General features: G+C 65.4%; 17 protein-coding genes. 3 read left to right on the top strand and 14 right to left on the bottom strand.

What is annotated here, in order from left to right:
• Nucleotides 1-2 precede the first annotated feature (2 nt).
• Nucleotides 3-410, bottom strand: a complete 408-nt coding sequence (gene flgB, locus AXYL_RS13670) for a flagellar basal body rod protein FlgB (protein ID WP_013393388.1) — start codon at nt 408-410, stop codon at nt 3-5.
• Between the two features lie 177 nt (nt 411-587).
• Between flgB and flgA the strand changes: the two genes are divergently transcribed.
• From flgA to AXYL_RS13655, 3 genes are all read left to right on the top strand, one after another.
• Entirely contained in the window at nt 588-1301 is a 714-nt protein-coding gene (gene flgA / locus AXYL_RS13665; RefSeq protein ID WP_013393387.1) for a flagellar basal body P-ring formation chaperone FlgA, read from the top strand.
• 128 nt (nt 1302-1429) lie between these two features.
• Nucleotides 1430-1723, top strand: coding sequence for a flagellar biosynthesis anti-sigma factor FlgM (gene flgM, locus AXYL_RS13660; RefSeq protein ID WP_013393386.1), 294 nt, complete (start codon nt 1430-1432; stop codon nt 1721-1723).
• A gap of 31 nt (nt 1724-1754) precedes the next feature.
• Nucleotides 1755-2234: a flagella synthesis protein FlgN gene (locus tag AXYL_RS13655; RefSeq protein ID WP_041655503.1), complete on the top strand. Its 480-nt coding sequence runs from the start codon at nt 1755-1757 to the stop codon at nt 2232-2234.
• A gap of 129 nt (nt 2235-2363) precedes the next feature.
• Here the strand turns inward: AXYL_RS13655 and flhF are convergent, their stop codons facing one another.
• The 13 genes from flhF to motB form a co-directional block, all read right to left on the bottom strand.
• On the bottom strand, nt 2364-5096 hold the full coding sequence (gene flhF, locus AXYL_RS13650) for a flagellar biosynthesis protein FlhF (protein ID WP_013393384.1): 2733 nt from the start codon (nt 5094-5096) through the stop codon (nt 2364-2366).
• A complete protein-coding gene (gene flhA / locus AXYL_RS13645; RefSeq protein ID WP_013393383.1) occupies nt 5093-7213 on the bottom strand; it encodes a flagellar biosynthesis protein FlhA in 2121 nt (706 codons plus the stop codon). The genes flhF and flhA overlap by 4 nt, the downstream gene beginning before the upstream one ends.
• Nucleotides 7214-7216: 3 nt before the next feature.
• Entirely contained in the window at nt 7217-8371 is a 1155-nt protein-coding gene (gene flhB / locus AXYL_RS13640; protein WP_013393382.1) for a flagellar biosynthesis protein FlhB, read from the bottom strand.
• Nucleotides 8372-8557: 186 nt separating this feature from the next.
• Nucleotides 8558-10111 (bottom strand): methyl-accepting chemotaxis protein, encoded by a 1554-nt coding sequence (locus tag AXYL_RS13635; RefSeq protein WP_237710004.1) that lies wholly within the window; start codon nt 10109-10111, stop codon nt 8558-8560.
• A 220-nt stretch (nt 10112-10331) separates the two neighbouring features.
• Nucleotides 10332-10964: a protein phosphatase CheZ gene (gene cheZ, locus AXYL_RS13630; protein ID WP_013393380.1), complete on the bottom strand. Its 633-nt coding sequence runs from the start codon at nt 10962-10964 to the stop codon at nt 10332-10334.
• Between the two features lie 8 nt (nt 10965-10972).
• Nucleotides 10973-11362 (bottom strand): chemotaxis response regulator CheY, encoded by a 390-nt coding sequence (cheY, locus tag AXYL_RS13625; protein WP_013393379.1) that lies wholly within the window; start codon nt 11360-11362, stop codon nt 10973-10975.
• A 50-nt stretch (nt 11363-11412) separates the two neighbouring features.
• On the bottom strand, nt 11413-12471 hold the full coding sequence (locus AXYL_RS13620) for a protein-glutamate methylesterase/protein-glutamine glutaminase (RefSeq protein ID WP_013393378.1): 1059 nt from the start codon (nt 12469-12471) through the stop codon (nt 11413-11415).
• 20 nt (nt 12472-12491) lie between these two features.
• Nucleotides 12492-13259, bottom strand: coding sequence for a CheR family methyltransferase (locus AXYL_RS13615; protein ID WP_413772871.1), 768 nt, complete (start codon nt 13257-13259; stop codon nt 12492-12494).
• A 98-nt stretch (nt 13260-13357) separates the two neighbouring features.
• Entirely contained in the window at nt 13358-15061 is a 1704-nt protein-coding gene (locus AXYL_RS13610; RefSeq protein ID WP_013393376.1) for a methyl-accepting chemotaxis protein, read from the bottom strand.
• 91 nt (nt 15062-15152) lie between these two features.
• Nucleotides 15153-15653, bottom strand: coding sequence for a chemotaxis protein CheW (gene cheW, locus AXYL_RS13605; RefSeq protein ID WP_013393375.1), 501 nt, complete (start codon nt 15651-15653; stop codon nt 15153-15155).
• 16 nt (nt 15654-15669) lie between these two features.
• Nucleotides 15670-17778, bottom strand: coding sequence for a chemotaxis protein CheA (gene cheA, locus AXYL_RS13600; protein ID WP_013393374.1), 2109 nt, complete (start codon nt 17776-17778; stop codon nt 15670-15672).
• A 29-nt stretch (nt 17779-17807) separates the two neighbouring features.
• Nucleotides 17808-18188 (bottom strand): response regulator, encoded by a 381-nt coding sequence (locus AXYL_RS13595; protein ID WP_013393373.1) that lies wholly within the window; start codon nt 18186-18188, stop codon nt 17808-17810.
• Nucleotides 18189-18190: 2 nt separating this feature from the next.
• Nucleotides 18191-19183: a flagellar motor protein MotB gene (gene motB, locus AXYL_RS13590; protein ID WP_013393372.1), complete on the bottom strand. Its 993-nt coding sequence runs from the start codon at nt 19181-19183 to the stop codon at nt 18191-18193.
• Between the last annotated feature and the right edge of the window lies 1 nt (nt 19184).

Below are 19184 nucleotides of genomic sequence, written 5' to 3'. Positions count from 1 at the left end.
AATCATTCCTGAATTGCGGCCATCATGGTCCGGATACGGCCAGACAGCATCTGCATCGTGCTTTGGTAATGCAGGGTGTTATCCGCGAATTGCACGCGCTCGATGTCCATGTCCACCGTATTGCCGTCCATGCTGGGCTGGTACGGCAGGCGGTACAGCAGTTCGGTCGGGCCCTGCGATACGGCCTTGGCCGGAATGTGGCGCGCGGACGTCAGCGTGAGCGAGGTATCGGGCAGGCGCTTGGTGCCTTCCATGGCGTTGGCCATTGCCGTCTTGAAGTCGAAATCACGCGCCTTGTAATTGGGCGTATCGGCGTTGGCGATGTTCGACGACAGCACTTCCTGGCGTTGCGCGCGCAGTCCCAGGGACTGCTGGAAGAAGCGGAAATCTTCATTAAGCCTGTCTAGCATCGGGGCGCCTTGGTGCGTTGCAATTCAGATAAAACGAGGGACGCCGGACAGACCGTTATCCCATTGGATGACGGCATCATAGGGGCCAGGGGCTCGACACAATCAGCCAAATAACCCGTCATTTCTCATCCAATTCACGTATTGCCGAATGCCGCGGACTTCTACAATTCATCCATCATGAAAATATCCGCAACCCGACTCCGCGCGCGCGCCGGCTGCCTGGCCGCCCTGCTGCTGCCCCTGGCTGCCGCGCAGGGGCAGGAAGCGGCCACTCAGGCACCCGAGGCGATCGCCCTCGTGGCGCAGACCTATCTGCTGGATCAGCTGGCTGGCCTGCCCGGACAGCCGTCGGTCGCGATCGACCCGCCGCGCGCAGAACGCCTGGCGCCCTGCGATGCCATGTCCCCATTTATGCCGTCAGGCATGAAACTGCGTTCGCGCATGACGGTTGGGGTACGCTGCAACGCGCCCAAACCCTGGACGGCCTATGTCCAGGCAACGGTAAGCGTGCCGGGTCACTATTACGTCGCCGCGCGGCTGATTGCGGCAGGACAGGCGCTGACGCCGGACGACCTCGCGCCGCGGGACGGCGACCTGATCGCCCTGCCCCCAGGCGCAATTACGGATCCGCAAGCCGTGGCGGGGATGACGGCGGTGCACCGGATCAATGCCGGGCAAGCGGTGCGGAGTTCCGGGTTGCGCAACGCACAATCGGTGCTGCGCGGCGCCAATGTCCGCATCAACGCGCGCGGCAAAGGCTTCGTGGTCAGCAGCGAAGGGCAGGCGCTCGACAACGCGGCGCCGGGCGCCACCGTGCAGGTGCGCACCGCGGGCGGCCAAGTCGTGAGCGGCGTGGTGCGCAACGCCAGCCTGGTCGAAATACAACTGTAATTGTTGTTACATGTCGCATCGCACCATACGCCGCCCGCCCCTAAAGTTCTTTCCGGCCCTGCCGTTACTGAGGCATAAGTAGGCGATTCCGTCGCACAACCGACCCTGGACGCCCCGCGGAGAAAATCTTGAAGATCAATTCCACCACCAACCGCCCCCTATCGGCTGACACCGTCGCGCCTCGCGCCGACTCGGCCGTTGCCCAGGCCTATGGCGCGGGCAGCGCCAGCGGCTCCAGCAGCTCGCAGGTGGCGCTGAGCTCAGCGTCGCGCAAGCTGTTGGCGCTGCAGGACGGCTCCAATGACATCAACGTCGAACGCGTGGCCGCCATCCGCGCCGCCATCGCCTCGGGTCAGTTGAAGATCGACACTGGCCGCATTGCGGACAGTCTGATCGCCAGCGCCCGCGATCTGCTGAAGTAACCCCGAACCTCTCGAGCCGAACAGCATGACCATGAGCACCGTCGAATCCCTTCAATCCTGCTTGCGGCAGGAAGATACCCTGATCACCGAGTTCTCCGCCATTCTGGAAGAAGAGACCGAAGTGTTAGTGGGCTTGGGAAGCGTCGGCACGCTGCAGGAAATCACTGAACGCAAGGGCGAGGTCGCCCGCAAGCTCGTGGACCTGAGCCAGGCCCGCGACTCCTTGCTCGCGGAAATCGGCCTGCCGGCAGGACACGCCGGCACGGAGCAGGCGGCCGTTCTGCACCCGCAGCTGTCAGGCGTGTGGCAGGCCCTGTTGAGCAAATCGGCATCCGCCAACGAAATCAATATGCGCAACGGCGCGCTCATCGACGTGCATCTGCGCTATACGCAGCAATCGCTGGACGCACTGCGCAACATGGGCGCCGCTGGCGGCGCCCTGTCCACCTACGACGCCCGCGGTCGCGGCGCACGCACCGCCCCGGGCCGCAAGCCCATCGTGGCCGGCTGAATCACAACACGGTTGAACAGCGGCGCTTGCACAGCGCCGCGCGATCCGCAGATTGCGTTGCAGCGCGCATGTTCTTGCGCAAGAGCGCCAGTTCTTTAACGCGCGCAACCCATCAAACAGCGGCTCTCTTCAGGCCGCAGTCATCTCCAGCATCGCGTACAACTTCAGCAACGCGACCGGCAACATGCGCCCGGAAAGCTTGCGGTCCGTTCCCATGATGCCCGACAGAGGCCCGCGCAGCACTTCCGCCGCCGGCGTATGCGCCAACTGCCAGCATGCCGCGCCCATCTGCCCGGCCATCAGTGATTGACGGGCCAATGCATGCGCGCCGTCCACGGCCGGCAGAGCCTGCCACGCGTTCGCCATATAGTGGAATCCCGCCTTGGCCTCGTCTTGCAGCACCAGCCAGCGCGCCACTGTGGCGGCGTCCGCCTGGGACGCGGGCAGATTGGTCATGCCGAACAGCTGTCCGGCCACCTCGCCACTGACCGTGTCGATCAGGCGGGCGCAGACCAGCCGCACTGATACGCCGCCGCTGCGGCCCGGCAACGTCACTTCCGTACCGGAGGCCCACAATGCCAGGGGCACGCGCTTGCTACCCTGGACGCTATGCAGCCCGGGCATGTCACCGGGCTGGCCGACAGGCAGATAACCCACGCTCTTGCCCACGGCATTCAGATTGGTCGGGCAGTCATCCTGGACCACGCGCTGGCCGCCAGCGCTGCGCGCCACCCAGGCGACGCCTTGTTCGCTCAAGGTCTGCCACAAGGCGGAAGTGCCGGCCTCCAGCATGTGCACAACCGGCACGCGCGCCAGTTTTTCCGCCAACCAGCGCACGCGACCCTGCAACGCCTGGGCAGCATCCGGCTGGGCCGGCGCGGTAGGCGCGAACGAAGACAGCATGCCGTGCGGCAGAACCAGTTGCTGCGCGGGCGCTGCCAGGGCGGTGCCGCGATCGCTCATCAGCAGCGTGCCCAGCAATGCTCCTCCCGGCACACCCTCACCCTTCAAGGGGGCCTTGCCATGCATGGCAAGCAGATGCCGTCCACAGACCGAGGAAAATTCACGGCCGATCATCGCCAAGGGCTCGTCGCCCAGGGCGGTCAGACTGGCGCCCGAGCCGTCTGCGACATAATCGCGCCAGGATGCACGGGCCTGCACGCAGGCCGGGTCGCTTTCCAGCCAGACAATGGCGTCGTCCAGGTTTTGCGCGGCCTCGATGGAGCCCGCGCCGCCTTGCGGCCGCAAGATCGCGGAAGCCAGCAATTGCCGCTTGCGGGCAGGATCCGCGCTTTCGGGTTCGCGCGATGCGGACACCAGCGTCGCCAGGTCGGCCTCGCTCGGGGTGTATAGCGCGCGGGCGCGTTCGACCATGGAGAAGGCGCGGTCGATCAGCACGTCGGCCCGAGCCAGTTCCATGTGTTCGGGTACTTTCTGCCCCACCGACATGTAGTGGATTGGCAGGCGATGGCGGATGGCCGTGTCCAGCGCCGCGCCCAGGCGGGTGGCCTCGTCCAGCTTGGTAATGATGCAGCCGGCCACGTCCTCGCCCACGCCATTGCGATAGGCGTGCGCCACTTCGTCCAGGGTGTCGCCCTGGCTGGCTGCATTGAGCACCAGCAGCCGGCGCACCGGCTTGCCCGCATTGCACAGCATTGCCGCTTGTTCCGCCACCTGTCGGTCTCGCTGGCTGATGCCAGTGGTGTCGATCAGCACGATCTTGCGGCTGCCCAGTTCAGCCAGGATGCGGCGCAGTTCGCCCGCATCACGCACCGAATGGGCGGGCACGCCCATCAGGCGTCCGTAGATCTGCAGCTGTTCCAGCGCGCCGATCCGGAAATTATCGGTGGTCAGCATCGCGACCTGCTCGCGGCCCTCGCGTGCCACGCAGCGCGCAGCCAGCTTGGCCAGCGTGGTGGTCTTGCCAACGCCGGTCGGCCCGACCAGGGCATACACGCCGCCGGCCAGGAACTCGTCTTCGGACCGCAGCACCGGCAAGTGGGTTACCAGTTCGTTACGGGCCCAGCTCAGCGCCGCTTCCTGCGTCATGCCCTGGGGCAGACGCTCGACCAGGGTGCGCACCAGTTTGGTACTGAAGCCCGCGTCCAGCAGGCTGCGGAACAACGCGGCGCCCGCAGGTTCCCGGCCCGGCCCCTGGCGCCCGCCCCAGAGCAGCCCGTCCATGCGGCTTTCCAAGGCCCCGCGCAGCGCACTGATGGCGTCCTGCAAGCCGGCTGCGGCATCGGAAGGCAACGCGGCCGGCGGCGCCATCGGAGGCTGGCGCAGCGGCACATCGGGCATGCGGGCCATAGAAGACCCGGCTGCGGACTGAGGCGCTGCGGGCACGTAGGCCGCAGGAGCAGCGGTCGAGGCGGCGGCTCGCGCAACCGGCGTCTCGCGCAACGGCGGCAAGGATGGCAATTCGACACGCACGGGCGCAGCCGGAGCAGGCACCGCTGCCGGCGGCGCAACCGGCGGCGTCTCGTCTTCGGCCTGCGTCGAGGAGGCATAGGCTGCTTGGTAGGCAGCAATCGAACGCGACGGCGCCGGGTAGCCGGCTGGCGGCATGGCGGGCGCCGGCGTCAACGGGAGCGCCGCCGGATCCGGGACATCGAAACGCACGCCCGCCGGAACGCTGACAGGCGCCTGCGGAAGAACATCGGCCGGCCGGGATGGCGCGGCTTCCTGTCGTGCAGGAGACTCATGAACCGTGTCATCGAAGGCGCCCTCGACAGTGGCCAGAACCTCCACGCCGCCATCGACGCTGCGGTTCGACACGATCAGCGCATCCGGCCCCAGCACCTGCCGGACCTGGCGCATCACATCGCGGCTGTTCGCTCCGAAAAATCGGCTTATTTTCATGCCCCATTACCTCCGCCGATCAGCGCGGTCACACGCACCATGCGCTCATCGGGTATTTCCGTATTCGACAACACGCCCAGCTGCGGCAGGTGGTGCCGCAAAAAGCGCGACAAAGGCGCGCGCAAGACCGGCGACACCAGCAGCACCGGCGCGTTGCCCTGCGATTCCTGGCGCTCGACCGCGGCCTGCGCTTCGCGCAGCAAGGTATCGGCCAGCCCCGGCTCCAGTCCGCCACTGGTCGTCATGGCCTGTGAAAGCACGCGCTCCAGCTTCACGTCCAGGCCGATCACGCGCAGTTCGCCCTCGCCCGGGAACCATTGCTGGGTGATGGCGCGACCCAGCGAACGGCGCGTCAAGGCGATCAGTTCGTTGATGTCGGGCTGGCTGCCCGTGCCCGCGGCCAGCGCCGCCAGGCGCGGGCCATGCTCGGACAAGGTATCGATGATGGTGCGCATGTCGCGGATCGGCACTTCTTCCGACAGCAGGCCTTGCAACACCTTCTGCAACGCCGTGAGCGACAAGGTCTTGGGCACCAGGTCTTCGACCAGCTTGGGCGCGTCGCGGCCGATGCGGTCCAGCAATTGCTGCACTTCCTGGCGACCCAGCAGGTTGGAACCGTGGCGATGCATCAGGTGATTCAGGTGCGTCGCGACCACGGTGCCGGCATCCACCACCGTGTAGCCCGCCACCTGCGCCTGGTCGCGCAGGCTGCCGTCGATCCACAGCGCCGGCAAGCCAAAAGCGGGGTCGGTCGTGGGCGTGCCCTTGATCGGCATGGTCACGCCGCCCGGGTCGATCGCCAGCCATTGCCCCGGCATGGCCACGCCATGGCCGACTTCCACGCCAGACAGCAGGATGCGGTAATCGTTGGGCTTGAGCTCGAGGTTGTCCCGGATATGCACCACCGGCGGCAGAAAGCCCACGTCCTGCGCGAACTTCTTGCGCAGGCTGCGGATGCGGTGCAGCAGTTCGCCGTTCTGGGCGTGATCCACCAGCGGGATCAGGCGGTAACCGACCTCCAGACCCAGCTGGTCCACCATCGACACGTCGTCCCAACTGGCCTCGGCGGCGGCGGCCTGCGCCTGGGTGATCGCTTGTGGCGGCACCTCCGCGGCGGCCGCGGCGGCCGCAGTCTGCCGCTTGTACAGCACCCAGCCCCCCCAGCCCAGCACGCCGGCCAGGGTCAGGAAGGCGACGTGCGGCATGTTGGGAATCAGGCCCATGATGCCGACGATGCCGGCCGTCAGGAACAGCACGCTGGGGTTGGAGAACAGCTGGCTGATGATTTGCTGGCCGATGTCCTGGTCGGTCGACACCCGCGACACCACCACGCCCGCGGCGGTGGAGATCACCAACGCCGGAATCTGGGCCACCAGCCCGTCGCCGATGGTCAGCAGCGTATAAACGCGCGCCGAATCGCCCATCGACATGTCGTGCTGGGCGACGCCCACGATCAGGCCGCCGATGATGTTGATCGCCATGATCAACAGGCCGGCGATGGCATCGCCGCGCACGAACTTGCTGGCGCCGTCCATCGAGCCGAAGAAGTCGGATTCCTGCGAGACTTCCGCGCGGCGCTTGCGCGCCTCGTCTTCGCCGATCAGGCCGGCGTTCAGGTCCGCGTCGATCGCCATCTGCTTGCCCGGCATCGCGTCCAGGGTGAAACGCGCGCCCACTTCCGCAATACGGCCGGCACCCTTGGTGATGACGATGAAGTTGATGATGGTCAGGATCACGAAGACGATGATCCCCACGGCAAAGTTGCCGCCGACCAGGAAGTGGCCGAAGGCCTCGATGACCTTGCCCGCCGCATCCGGGCCGGTGTGGCCGTTGAGCAGCACCACCCGGGTGGAGGCAACGTTCAGCGACAGGCGCAGCAGCGTGGCGAACAGCAGCACGGCCGGAAACGCGGCGAAGTCCAGCGGTTTGCGCGTGAACATGGCGACCAGCAGGATCATCACGGACAACGCAATGTTGAAGGTGAACAGCAGGTCGAGCAGGAACGTGGGCAGGGGCAGGACCATCATGCCCAGCACCATCACGATCAGGACAGGCCCGGCCAGCAGCCGCGCATGCGTGGCCCCGCTACTCTTCAACATGGTGAGCAAAGCGCTCATTCCTTAAGCTCCTTGTGCTGCGGTTTTGGCTTGCGGGTCCAGCTCGGCCGGCACGGCCAACCGGGTCGGGACCGCAGGTTCGGCGCCCCACCCGGCCCGCCAGGAGCGCAGCTGGAAGACCCACGCCAGCACTTCTGCCACCGCGGTGTAGAGTTCGGCCGGGATTTCCTGCCCGATCTCCACGTGTTGATGCAATGCGCGCGCCAGGGGCGGCGCTTCCAATGTCGGGATGCGGTTTTCGGCCGCCAGTTCGCGGATCTTGGCCGCGATCAGGCCGGTGCCCTTGGCCAGCACTCGCGGCGCCCCGCTCTTTTCTTCGTCGTACTTCAAGGCCACGGCGTAGTGCGTGGGGTTGGTCACCACCACGTCCGCCTTCGGCACTTCAGACATCATGCGGCGCCGCGCCGCCTGGCGCTGCTGCTGCCGGATGCGCGCCTTCACGTGCGGGTCGCCTTCGCTTTCCTTGTGCTCCTGGCGCACGTCTTCCTTGGACATGCGCAGCTTCTTCAGGTGGCTCCAGATCTGCCACGGCACATCCAGCATGACGATGACGATGAGCGAAGCCACGATAAAGGCGCAGCACATCGCCACCAGCGTCAGCGCCTTGACCAGCGCCGCCGACGGCGCCACGTGCATCAGGCTCAGCATGTCGTCGTGATAGCGCCAGATGACCCAGACCGCCACGCCGCCCACCAGCAGGGCCTTGGCCAGCGCCTTGATAAGCTCCACCACCGTCTGCGACGAAAACATCCGCTTCACCCCGGAAATGGGGCTGAGCTTGGAGAAATTGAACTGCAGGGGCTTGCCGGAGATGACGAGGCCGCCGAGCAGCACGCTGGACAGCACCGCGATGACCGCCAGCAGCCCAAAAATGGGCAGCAGCACCAGCAAGGCCTGGCCGAAACCCTCGACCGCCCGCTCGACCATCACGCCGGGATCGGCGACGATGCGCTGGTCGAAACCCAGGCCGTTGCGCAGCACGCCGGTCAGGGTGCGGTAGAGCGAACTGCCGCCCGCCCAGATGGCGCCCACGCCCGCCGCCAGCATCATGAACGTCCCCAATTCCCGGGAACGCGCAATCTGCCCCTCCTCGCGCGCCTTTTCCAGGCGCCTGGGAGAGGCGGCTTCGGTCTTTTCGAGGTCGCTTTCTTCGGCCATGCTCTGCGGTATCGTTGCGGCTCGCGGATTCTGGAATGACGAGCTGCCCGCCGAGATTCTAGGAGGCCCCGGGCTTGGGCGATAAGCCAAGAAACGGGGGGAAAGCGGCGCTATTCCCGGATGCGTTCCAGACGGCGCGTTCCAACCCGGCCTGGAACGCGCCCTGGCCCGTGAAGACCCGCCGCGTCAGGCCCCGGCGGCGACCGCCAGGCCGCCGGCCTCGCCCTCGCCCTCGCCCGCGACCGCCTGGAAGCGGGTGAAATCCAGGCCGATCCGCACCGCGCCCCAATGCTCCGACCCCAGATAGAGCGGAATGGATATGTCGTTGACGATTTCGCCCGTGTCGCGCGAGTAAGTCTGAAGCAGCATTCCGCCGGTGTTGGTCGCCAGACGCAAACCCACCGGATCGTCAAAGATGCGCTTGTTCCGCACCCGCGCGATATCCTGTTTCGGATCCCCGGTGGGCGCCTGGGAAAAACGCAGATTGTGCGCCGGCGCGTAACCCCTGTTATCCACCAGAATCGTGTAGATCCCGCCCGGCACGCCATCCAGCACGCTGTCCAGCAACCGGGTCACGGATTCGTCGATCTGCCGATCGTAGCTGGTGTGGTAGCGCGCCGGTTCGCTGCCCGGAATGCGCCGGTAATGCCGGTCGAACACATCGGCCCCGCGGCTCCTGGCGTCCTCCAGCAGGTTGGCCGCGGCGTCCCGGAAGGCTTCGACGGTTTCGGACAGGCCATCAAAAGCAGTATTGCCGGTGCGCATGTCGGCCAGGACCTCCTGCACACTTTCCGTCTGGCGGCGGATACGGTCGATTTCGCCGGACATGCTGCCGATACGCTCGAGCACGTTGGCGCTCAACGCCGCGATCCGCCCCACGTCCTCGCTCATGCCGTGATTGGTGGAGTCCACCTCGCCGATGGCCTGGACCACATCGCCGACCTGACGGTTCATGCTGTCGAAATCCCGCACGAAACGCTCGAAACCCGAGCATGTGCGGCCCAGCACCTCGCCTGAGGTGTCGACATCCTCGCGCAGCGTGCCGGTCTGCCGCTGGGTCGTTTCCACCAGCTCCAGCATCTCGGCGGTATGCCGGCCGATATCGCTGGTGGCCGAGTTCACGCGCTCGGCCAGGCGCCCGACCTCGCTGGCGACGACGGCGAAGCCACGCCCCGCATCTCCCGCCCTGGCCGCCTCGACCCCGGCGTTCAAGGCCAGCAGCTGGGTCTGCAAGGCGATCTCCTTGATCAGCTTGCTGATGTCGCCAACCGAATGGGCGCGGCCAGTCAACTGCCCGACCACCTCGGTGAAGGCAGCCATCTCGCGCGTCATGCGCTCCACCCGCGCCTTGACGTCGGACAGCTCGGCCAACGCCTGCTGCGCCGCCTGCAGATTCTGCCCCGACACCTCGGCGATCTCGCGCGCATGGGTGGAAGTTGATGCCGACAGCGCGGCGATTTGCGCGCCGCTGGCCGCGAGCGCGTCGGCGGCGCGCGCCTGCTCCTGCGCCAGGAGCGAGCAATGGCCCGCCTGGAACTGCGTGCGCGCGGCATTCAGCGCGATTTCTATGCTGGATTGGCGGACGGTCATGATGCGGCCGCGTAGGCGCGCCATGAAGCCGTACAGCGGCCAAACGGCCGGACTAAAGGATAAAGTGCGCTCCGACAGCGTCGCGTCGCCGCGATTGAGCCGCCGCAACAAATTCCACATGCCTCCCAGACGGAATACGGATCTGGCCACGATCAACCTCCTTGTGCCGGCCCGGATCGCCTTCTATGGGCATCCGTTGCCTGGCGCGCACTGCGCGCCATGATTCACGCTGCACGGCCCCTATTTATTATTCTGGAGGGGAGTCTATCCATGAGGCGCTGTTTACGCCCCTAGGGAATACGTTCATGCGCCGCCGGCACCATCAGGAAGGGAGGCCGCCGGAGGGCATGTCCGGCGGCGCGATTCCTGGCTAGAAGCCCAGGCTCGCCAGCAGGTCGTCGACCTGGTCCTGGCTGGTCACTACGTCGGTCTTGCCCTGCGGGCTGATCTGCGGGCCGTTGAGCAGGCTGTTGGCCTCGTCGCGGCGTTCTTGCGGGACGTTGTCCAGCAGCACCTGCAGCAGTTCGCGTTCGATCGCGCCCACCACGTCCATCATGCGCATGATGACCTGGCCCGTAAGGTCCTGGAAATCCTGCGCCATGATGATTTCCATCAGCTGGGACTGCGTCTGCTGCGCCTGCTTCGGCACGTCTTGCAAGTATGCGCGGGTGTCCTTCACCAGTTCGCGCGCCTCGGGTAGCTCCAGCGGCTGGTCGTACCATTGCTGCCAGCGCGCATCTAGCGCCTGCGCCGAGCGCGACAGGCCGTCCTGGATGGGGCCGGCCTGCTCGGTGGCGTTCAGCACGCGATTGGCGGCCTGCTCCGTCATCTGCGCCACGTAGCGCAGACGGTCGCGGGCATCGGGTATGGCGTTGGCAGCGTCCTTGATGGCCTGATCCAAGCCCAGTTCGCGCATGCTGTCGCGCAGCATGCGCGTCAGGGACGCGATGCGGTGGATCAGATCGGGGGATTCGCCCGGGTTCTCATGTTCGGTCGTACTCATGGCTCACCTCAACCGGCGATTTTCTCGAAGATCTTGTTGAGCTTCTCTTCCAGCGTCGCCGCCGTGAAAGGCTTGACCACATAGCCGTTGGCGCCGGCCTGGGCCGCGGCAACAATGTTCTCCTTCTTGGCCTCGGCCGTCACCATCAGCACCGGCAGCGAAGCCAGCGCCGCGTCGGCGCGGATCTGTTTGAGCATCTCCAGACCATCGAGGTTGGGCATGTTCCAGTCCGACACCACGAACTGGAAGCCACCATTGCGCAGCTTTTCCAGGCCGATGGCGCCGTCTTCGGCCTCATCCACGTTCTCGAAACCCAGCTCTTTGAGCAGGTTGCGGATGATCCGCCGCATGGTGGGGAAGTCATCCACCACCAGAATCTTCAGGCCCTTGTCTACCATCTTCTACTCCAGAAAAAATTTGCCTTGGACCGATCGGGGAGCTTTGCGCGTCAGACGCGGTGCCCACGGTCGCCCAGGCGAGTCAGAATGCGTTCGCTTATCGCCGACAACGAAACCACTTCATCCGCAGCGCCCAAGGCGATCGCCTCGCGCGGCATGCCGAAGACGACGCAGCTGGCTTCGTCCTGCGCAATTGTGTGCGCGCCCGCGCGGTGCATGGCCAGCATGCCGGCGGCGCCGTCCTTGCCCATGCCGGTCAAGATGACGCCGATGGCGTTCTTGCCAGCGGCGACCGCGGCCGAATTGAACAATACGTCCACCGACGGGCGATGGCGATTGACGGGTTCGCTGGCTTCGAGTTCGATCACGTAGTTGGCGCCACTGCGCCCCAGGCGCATGTGCATGTCGCCGCCCGGCGCCAGATATACGTGCCCTGGCAGCACCCGGTCGCCGTGCACGGCTTCGCGCACGGTCACCGCGCACAGGGCATCCAGGCGCTGCGCGAAGGAGCGCGTGAAGCCCGCCGGCATATGCTGGGTGATCAGGATTGCCGGGCTGTCCGGCGGCAGCGGCTGCAGGACCTCGCGGATCGCCTCGGTGCCGCCCGTGGAGGCGCCGACGATGACCAGCTTTTCCGAGCTGGACAGCGGCCGACGCAGCATGGGCGCCGGCGCGGCGGGTGCGGCATGCGCTGCGGGCGCCCTCAACTTGGCGCGCGAGGCCGCGCGTATCTTGTCGGCGATGATCTCGGTGTACTCGAGCAGGCCGTCGCGTATGCCCAGCTTGGGCTTGGTAACGAAGTCGATGGCGCCGAGTTCCAGGGCCCGCAGCGTGATTTCACCGCCGCGCTCGGTCAGCGACGACACCATCACGACCGGCATGGGCCGCAGGCGCATGAGCTTTTCGAGGAAATCCAGCCCGTCCATGCGGGGCATTTCCACGTCCAGCGTCAGCACGTCCGGGTTGTGGCGCTTGATGAGTTCACGCGCCACCAGAGGATCGGGCGCGGTCGCGACCACTTCCATGTCCGGCTGGCTGTTGATGATCTCGGTCATCAGCCCGCGCACCAGCGCCGAATCGTCCACGCACAAAACGCTAATTTTCTTCATTTTTTGCTGCCTCGTCCCGCTCAGGACCTGCCCGCGCATTCATAGACGGTCTGCCCGCGCAGACGAAAATCCCGGCTGATATAGGTGAAGTTTTCGGAATGGCCAGCGAACAGCAAGCCGCCGGGCTTGAGCAGCGGCACAAACCGCTCCAGGATCCTGGCCTGGGTGGGTTTATCGAAATAAATCATGACGTTGCGGCAGAAGATAACGTCGAACTGTTCGTTGATCTGCCACGCCGGCGCCAACAGATTCAGGGGCTCGTAGCGGACCATGTCGGCAATCTCGGGGCGCACCCGGACCTGCCCCTCGTTGCCGCCGCGCCCTTTCAGGAAAAAGCGCCTCAGGCGCTCAGCGTCCATCTTGTCCACGCGCTCGGCGGGATAGACCCCGGCGCGCGCTCGGGTAAGCACATTGGTGTCGATATCGGTGGCCAACACCGAACAGGCACTTGCCCGCGGACCCAGCGCTTCCACCAGCGTCATGGCGATGGAATACGGTTCTTCGCCGGTGGAGGCGGCACAGCACCACACCGACACCGGGCCGCCGCGCCGCTTGGCGAAGTCGGCCAGGATGGGAAAGTGATGCGATTCGCGGAAGAATGCGGTCAGGTTGGTCGTCAGCGCATTGACGAAATCTTCCCATTCAGACGCGTTCGGCTCGTTTTCAAGCTGGTCCAGATAGCTGCCGAAATCCTGCATGCCCAGCGCGCGCAGGCGCCGCGCCAGCCGGCTGTAGACCATCTCGCGCTTGTGCGTGCCCAGCGAAATGCCCGCGTGCGCATGGATCATCTTGCGCACGCGCGAAAAGTCCGCGTCGCGAAAATCGAATTGGCGTTCCACCGAGATGGAAGGCGCCTGGTTTGCCGCTGCTGTCGCCACTGCAGTCCTCAGTGCCCAAGCGCAAGCGCATCAGGCGCCTGCAAGCGTGCATCGTCACCCGACGCGCGTGCCGATGACAGGCGCTGGGCCGGAACTTCGATGACTTCGCCCGCGTTGATCTTGAACACGGCCACTGCTTCGGCCAGGCGTTGCGCCTGCTCCTGCAGCGAACCCGCGGCTGCGGCCGCCTCTTCCACCAGCGCCGCGTTCTGCTGCGTCACCTCGTCCATCTGCGACACCGCGCGGTTCACCTGGTCGATGCCGCTGGATTGCTCTTCCGACGCCGCCGAGATCTCGCCCATGATGTCGGTCACCCGCTTAACCGAGGCCACGATCTCCTGCATCGTCGCGCCAGCGCGTTCCACCTGCTGCGAACCCGCACCGACCTTGGTCACCGAGTCCTCGATCAGGCCCTTGATTTCCTTGGCCGCCTGGGCGCTGCGTTGCGCCAGCGAACGGACTTCGCCCGCCACCACCGCAAAGCCCTTGCCCTGCTCGCCTGCGCGCGCCGCTTCCACCGCGGCGTTCAGCGCCAGGATGTTGGTCTGGAAGGCAATGCCGTCGATCACCGACACGATCTCGGAAATCTTGCGCGAGCTGGCCGAAATGCCTTGCATCGTGCTGACCACTTCCGACACTGCCGAACCGCCACGCTCGGCCACGTCCGAGGCGCTGGCCGCCAATTGATTGGCTTGGCGCGCGTTGTCTGCGTTCTGCTTCACGGTCGAGGCCAGTTGCTCCATCGACGCCGCGGTCTCTTCCAGCGAGGCCGCCTGCTGCTCGGTGCGGCTGGACAGGTCCGTATTACCCGCGGCAATCTCGTGCGAACCCACGTTGATCTCATCCACGCCGCGACGCACCGACGCCACCGTGCGGGTCAGGCTTTCCTGCATGCGCTTCAAGGCGGCGAACAGCTGGCCGATCTCGTTGGTATTGCGCACGTCCACGCGGGCGGTAAGGTCACCGCCGGCGATGCGGTCGAAGTGATGCCCTGCTTCCTTCAGCGGCAACAGCACGCGGCGGCGCAGGAACACATACGTGGCAAACACCAGCAACGCGGCGACCACGCCGCCGGCGCCGACGGCCATCAGGACGAACTGGTAGCGCACCTGCGCCACCTCATGGGCATCCAGCATCTTGCTGGCGCGCCAGAAATCAAAGCCTTCGATTGCGCGTGCGTAGCGCCCTTCCAGGGCGTCCTGCACCGTCTGAACCTGCTTCTGGTAGGCGGGCATGTCCGCCTTTTCCAGGGAGGCCACCAATGGCGTCAGCCCTTGCCCGACCAACGCCTCATAGGCTTGGTCGATCTCTTTCAGGGCGTCGGCCGCTTCGGCGGGCCGGGCCAGGCTCTTGTAGTACTCGAACTCGGCCTGCCCCTTGTTCATGGAGGCCTTGGCGCGTTCCAGCAGGCCGGCAGCCTCGGACGACAAACCCTGGGTCAGCAAGGTAGGCTGACCCACGTTCTTCACGATGTCCGCATAGTTGGACGCGGCCGCGCGGCCAAGGCCGGCCATGGAATCCTTGTAGCTGGAGACGACGCGGCCGACCGCATCGTCCAGCTCCTGCGATTGCTTTATCTCCGCCAGGGTGCCGTTGCTGATGCGCAGAGACAGCACGCCCAGCGCGGCCCCGATCACCAACATGAATGAGAAGAACGCCAGCACCCACAACAGGCTGCTGCGTATCGTCATGTTCGCGAGAAACTTGCGCATCACAAGGACCACTCCTAGACTGAAATCGTTAAAGGAAAGCGCCACATTGGATTCAATATGGCGCTTCTACCTCCCAAGCAGGCCGTTCCGATCAGGACGCGACCTTCTCCACCAGCGCCATTTCGTCGCTGGTCATCATTTTTTCGATATCCACCAGAATCAGCATGCGTTCGTCCACCGTACCCAAGCCCGTCAGGTACTCGGTGGACAAGGTGGCGCCGAACTCCGGCGCCGGACGGATCTGACCCGAATTGAGCATCAGCACGTCCGACACACCGTCCACCACGATCCCGACGACGCGGCGGTCGAGGTTCAGGATGATGACCACGGTCTGCTCGTTGTATTCGACGCGGCCCAGGTTGAACTTGATGCGCAGGTCGACGATGGGCACGATGATGCCGCGCAGGTTGGTCACGCCCTTGATGAACGGGGGAACATTCGCGATGCGGGTGACCGTGTCGGCGTCGTAGCCGCGGATCTCCTGCACCTTCAGGATGTCGATGCCGTACTCTTCGTCGCCCAGCGTGAACACCAGGAATTCGCTGCCGACATCTTCATTGCGCGCGGATTGCGCTTGCGGTTTGGCTGCCATGAGGTTTAGTTCTCCATCAATTCAGAATGGCTTCGGGCTGCGACCAACGCTCGCGGTTGGCGCGCGCAAGCGCAAATACGTCGACAATCAGGGCCACGCTGCCATCGCCCAGGATGGTGGCGGCGGAAATGCCCGGCACCTTGCGGTAATTCGATTCGAGATTCTTCACCACTACCTGGTGCTGGCCGATCAGGTGATCCACCAGCAGCGCGAAACGGCGGTCCTCGGCCTGCATGATGACCGCGATGGCCTGCGTGGGATCGGTCTGGGCCTCGCCGACCGAGAACACCCGGTGCATCTCGACCAGCGGCAGGTATTCGCCGCGCACGTGCATCACGCGCTCGTTGCCGGCCACCGAATAGATCTGGTCATTCGTGGGCTGCAGCGATTCGGTCACGTGATTCAACGGCAGGATGAAGGTTTCCTCGCCGACCCGCACCGACATGCCGTCCAGGATGGCCAGCGTCAGCGGCAGCACGATGCGTGTCGTGGTGCCGTTGCCCGGCTCGCACGACAGCTGCACATGGCCGCCCATGTCCTGGATGTTCCGGCGCACCACGTCCATGCCCACGCCACGGCCGGAAATGTCCGTGACCTTTTCGGCCGTGGAAAAGCCCGGCGCGAAGATCAGCTGCCAGATTTCGTCGTCCGGCGAATTCTCGTTGACCGCCAGGCCCTGGGCCATCGCCTTCTTCAGGATCTTGTCGCGGTTCAGGCCGCCACCGTCGTCACTGACTTCAATGACGATATTGCCGCCGTTATGCTGGGCGGACAGCACCAGTTGCCCGACCGGGTCCTTGCCTGCGGCAACGCGCTTTTCGGGCGTTTCAATGCCATGGTCCAGGCTGTTGCGCACCAGGTGGGTCAGCGGATCGATGATGCGTTCGATCAGGCTCTTGTCCAGTTCGGTAGCACGGCCATGGGTCTGCAGTTCGATCTGCTTGCCCATCTTGCTGGCGATGTCTCGCACCAGGCGCGGGAAACGGCTGAATACGTAGTCCATCGGCATCATCCGGATGGACATGACCGCTTCCTGCAGGTCGCGCGCGTTGCGCTCCAGCTGTTCCATGCCATTGAGCAGGCGGTCGTGCAGCACTGGGTCCAGCGTGGACGCCGTCTGCGCCAGCATGGCTTGCGTAATGACCAGTTCGCCCACCAGGTTGATGACCTGGTCGACCTTTTCGACGCCGACTCGGATCGAGGTGGATTCCTTGTCCGCATGGGCCGGCGCCGCCGCGGCGGGCCGCGCCACGCGGGCGGACTGCGTGATGGCTTCGGCGGCCGCTGCCGACTCGGCTACGGCGGGGGCCACGGGAGCGGCAGGAGCCGGCGCCGCAGCGGGAGCCGCGGCAGCCTGGGTCGCGCCCGCCGGAGCGGCTTCGCGGCTGATTTCCAGCTGGTCGCCGTCAACGATGAAGCAGCAGACGGCCTCGATATCGTCCGGCGTGCAGGTGCTGTCCATCCACACGGTCAGGGCGCCGTCGGCGCGTTCGCTGGCCTTGACGCTGCCCAGATTGCCCATTTCCTCGAGCAGGGAAGCAGCGTCCTTGTCCGAAACCTTGGTGATTCGCACACGCAGAGGCAGGCTGCCGGCTTCCGCAGCCGGCGCTTGCGCTGCTGGCAGGGGGGCTGGCGCCGGAGCGGCGGCCACCGGTACGGGGGCCGGAGCCGGAGCTGCCGCCGCTGCGGGGACCGCGGCCGGCGCAGAGGCCGCAGCGGGATCCTTATGCTCCAGCGCAAGCTGCCTCAGTATGGCGCAGATACGCTCAAACACGGCTTCATCGGGCTCTTCGGAGGCCCGATAGGCATCCAGTTGGCTTTTGAGCACGTCTTTCGTTTCCAAGAAAATATCGATCATGTCCGTGCGCAGCGCCATTTCGCCGCGACGGATCGCGTCCAGAAGGTTTTCCAGCAAATGGGTCGTGCCCGCCAGCTGCGTAAAACAGCCGAACGTCGCCGCCCCGCCCTTGATCGAGTGGGCCGCGCGGAAAATCGCGTTGAGCTGCTCGATGTCGGGCGCGCCCACATCGAGCTCGAGCAGCAGCTGCTCCATCTGCGCAAGCAGCTCGTCAGCCTCGTCGAAAAAGGTCTCGTAAAACTGACTGAGGTCCAAACCAGAACTCATGACCCGTACGCCTTCAAAAATGAACCTGCTTACGCGCCGGCCTGCTCGTCGAGCAGTTCAGACGCCAATTCCACCAGCACATCCGGGTCGACCGGCTTGGAAAGCCAGCCACAGACCCCCAGATCCCGGGCGGCCATCTTGCTGTCCACATCGTCCTCGGTGGTCAATACCAGCACCGGCACATCCAGGTACTGGTCTTCCTGGCGCAAACCCTGAATCAACTCCAGGCCGCCCATGACCGGCATGTTCCAGTCGCTAACCACCAGGTCGACCGGGTGGCGCTTGGCCATTTCCAGGGCCTCCTGGCCGTTGCCGGCCGTCAAGACCTGCCATCCCGCGCCCGTCAACGTCGCCTGGACGATCATCCGCATCGTCGCCGAATCGTCCGCCACAAGAATCGTTGCCGCCATTGCTATCGAACCCCTTCCGCGGGCGGGTTGCTCTCCGCCTCGCCTGGTTTGGTTGCCGTCGTGGCCTGGGCCGCGGCTTGCGCCGCCTCCACTGCCGTTCCCACCTCGCGGGCATCCTTGGCGCTGACGTCCGCGGCTGCGGCGTTCTCGTTTTCGATGCGCCGCTGGGTGCTCTGGTTGAGCACCACTAGGCTGATACGTCTATTAACGGCCGCATACGGGTCATCTTTAACCAGGCTCATGCTGGACGACAGCCCCTGGATGCGCAGGACCTTGCTTTCGTTCATGCCGCCGGCCACCAATTCCTGGCGCGACGCATTGGCGCGGTCGGCCGACAGTTCCCAGTTGCTGTAGGCCCGCTCCCCGCGCGCATACTGCGATGCGTCGGTGTGGCCGGAAATGCTGACCTTGTTGGGCAATTCGTTCAGGACCGGCCCCAGTTCCCGCAGGATGTCGCGCATATAGGGCTGCACATCCGCGCGGCCGGTGGCGAACATCGGACGGTTCTGGTTGTCGATGATCTGGATGCGCAGGCCTTCGGTCGTCAAGTCGATCAGCAGCTGCGGCCTGAAGCTCTTCAGAACCGGGCTGGTCTCGATGACGTTCTCGAGCCGCTTTTTCAGGTTTTCCAGGCGATGCTGCTCGCGGCGCTCGGCGTCGCCCATCGGCTGCGCCTCGACGCGGTTGCCCTGCGCGCGGCGCACATCGCCTTCGCTGCGCAGGGGGTCGCTGCCGCCGCCCGGCACAGCGCTGGTCTCGGCCGAGCTACTGGGGCCGCCCGCGATGGCGACGCGCAGCGGCATGCGGAAGTACTCGGCGATGCCCTTGAGCTCTTCGCGCGGCACAATACTGATCAGCCACATCACCAGGAAGAACGCCATCATCGCCGTGATGAAATCGGCGTAGGCGATCTTCCAGCTACCGCCGTGGTGTCCGCCGCCATGCCCGCCCTTCTTGCGGCGGATCACCACGCGGTGATTGTTTACCGTGCTCATG

It is taken from the genome of Achromobacter xylosoxidans A8 (genome assembly GCF_000165835.1).
Classification (GTDB): Bacteria; Pseudomonadota; Gammaproteobacteria; order Burkholderiales; family Burkholderiaceae_B; genus Achromobacter; species Achromobacter xylosoxidans_B.
The sequence above is the reverse complement of the archived record's forward strand: the minus strand, read 5'-3'. Positions and strand labels throughout refer to the sequence as shown.

Coding starts and splice junctions, on each gene's coding strand:
- flgB (WP_013393388.1), bottom strand. CDS start 410: ATGCTAGACAGGCTTAATGAAGATTTCCGCTTCTTCCAGCAGTCCCTG.
- flgA (WP_013393387.1), top strand. CDS start 588: ATGAAAATATCCGCAACCCGACTCCGCGCGCGCGCCGGCTGCCTGGCC.
- AXYL_RS13655 (WP_041655503.1), top strand. CDS start 1,755: ATGAGCACCGTCGAATCCCTTCAATCCTGCTTGCGGCAGGAAGATACC.
- flhF (WP_013393384.1), bottom strand. CDS start 5,096: ATGAAAATAAGCCGATTTTTCGGAGCGAACAGCCGCGATGTGATGCGC.
- flhA (WP_013393383.1), bottom strand. CDS start 7,213: ATGAGCGCTTTGCTCACCATGTTGAAGAGTAGCGGGGCCACGCATGCG.
- flhB (WP_013393382.1), bottom strand. CDS start 8,371: ATGGCCGAAGAAAGCGACCTCGAAAAGACCGAAGCCGCCTCTCCCAGG.
- cheZ (WP_013393380.1), bottom strand. CDS start 10,964: ATGAGTACGACCGAACATGAGAACCCGGGCGAATCCCCCGATCTGATC.
- cheY (WP_013393379.1), bottom strand. CDS start 11,362: ATGGTAGACAAGGGCCTGAAGATTCTGGTGGTGGATGACTTCCCCACC.
- AXYL_RS13620 (WP_013393378.1), bottom strand. CDS start 12,471: ATGAAGAAAATTAGCGTTTTGTGCGTGGACGATTCGGCGCTGGTGCGC.
- AXYL_RS13615 (WP_413772871.1), bottom strand. CDS start 13,259: ATGATCCATGCGCACGCGGGCATTTCGCTGGGCACGCACAAGCGCGAG.
- AXYL_RS13610 (WP_013393376.1), bottom strand. CDS start 15,061: ATGCGCAAGTTTCTCGCGAACATGACGATACGCAGCAGCCTGTTGTGG.
- cheW (WP_013393375.1), bottom strand. CDS start 15,653: ATGGCAGCCAAACCGCAAGCGCAATCCGCGCGCAATGAAGATGTCGGC.
- cheA (WP_013393374.1), bottom strand. CDS start 17,778: ATGAGTTCTGGTTTGGACCTCAGTCAGTTTTACGAGACCTTTTTCGAC.
- AXYL_RS13595 (WP_013393373.1), bottom strand. CDS start 18,188: ATGGCGGCAACGATTCTTGTGGCGGACGATTCGGCGACGATGCGGATG.
- motB (WP_013393372.1), bottom strand. CDS start 19,183: ATGAGCACGGTAAACAATCACCGCGTGGTGATCCGCCGCAAGAAGGGC.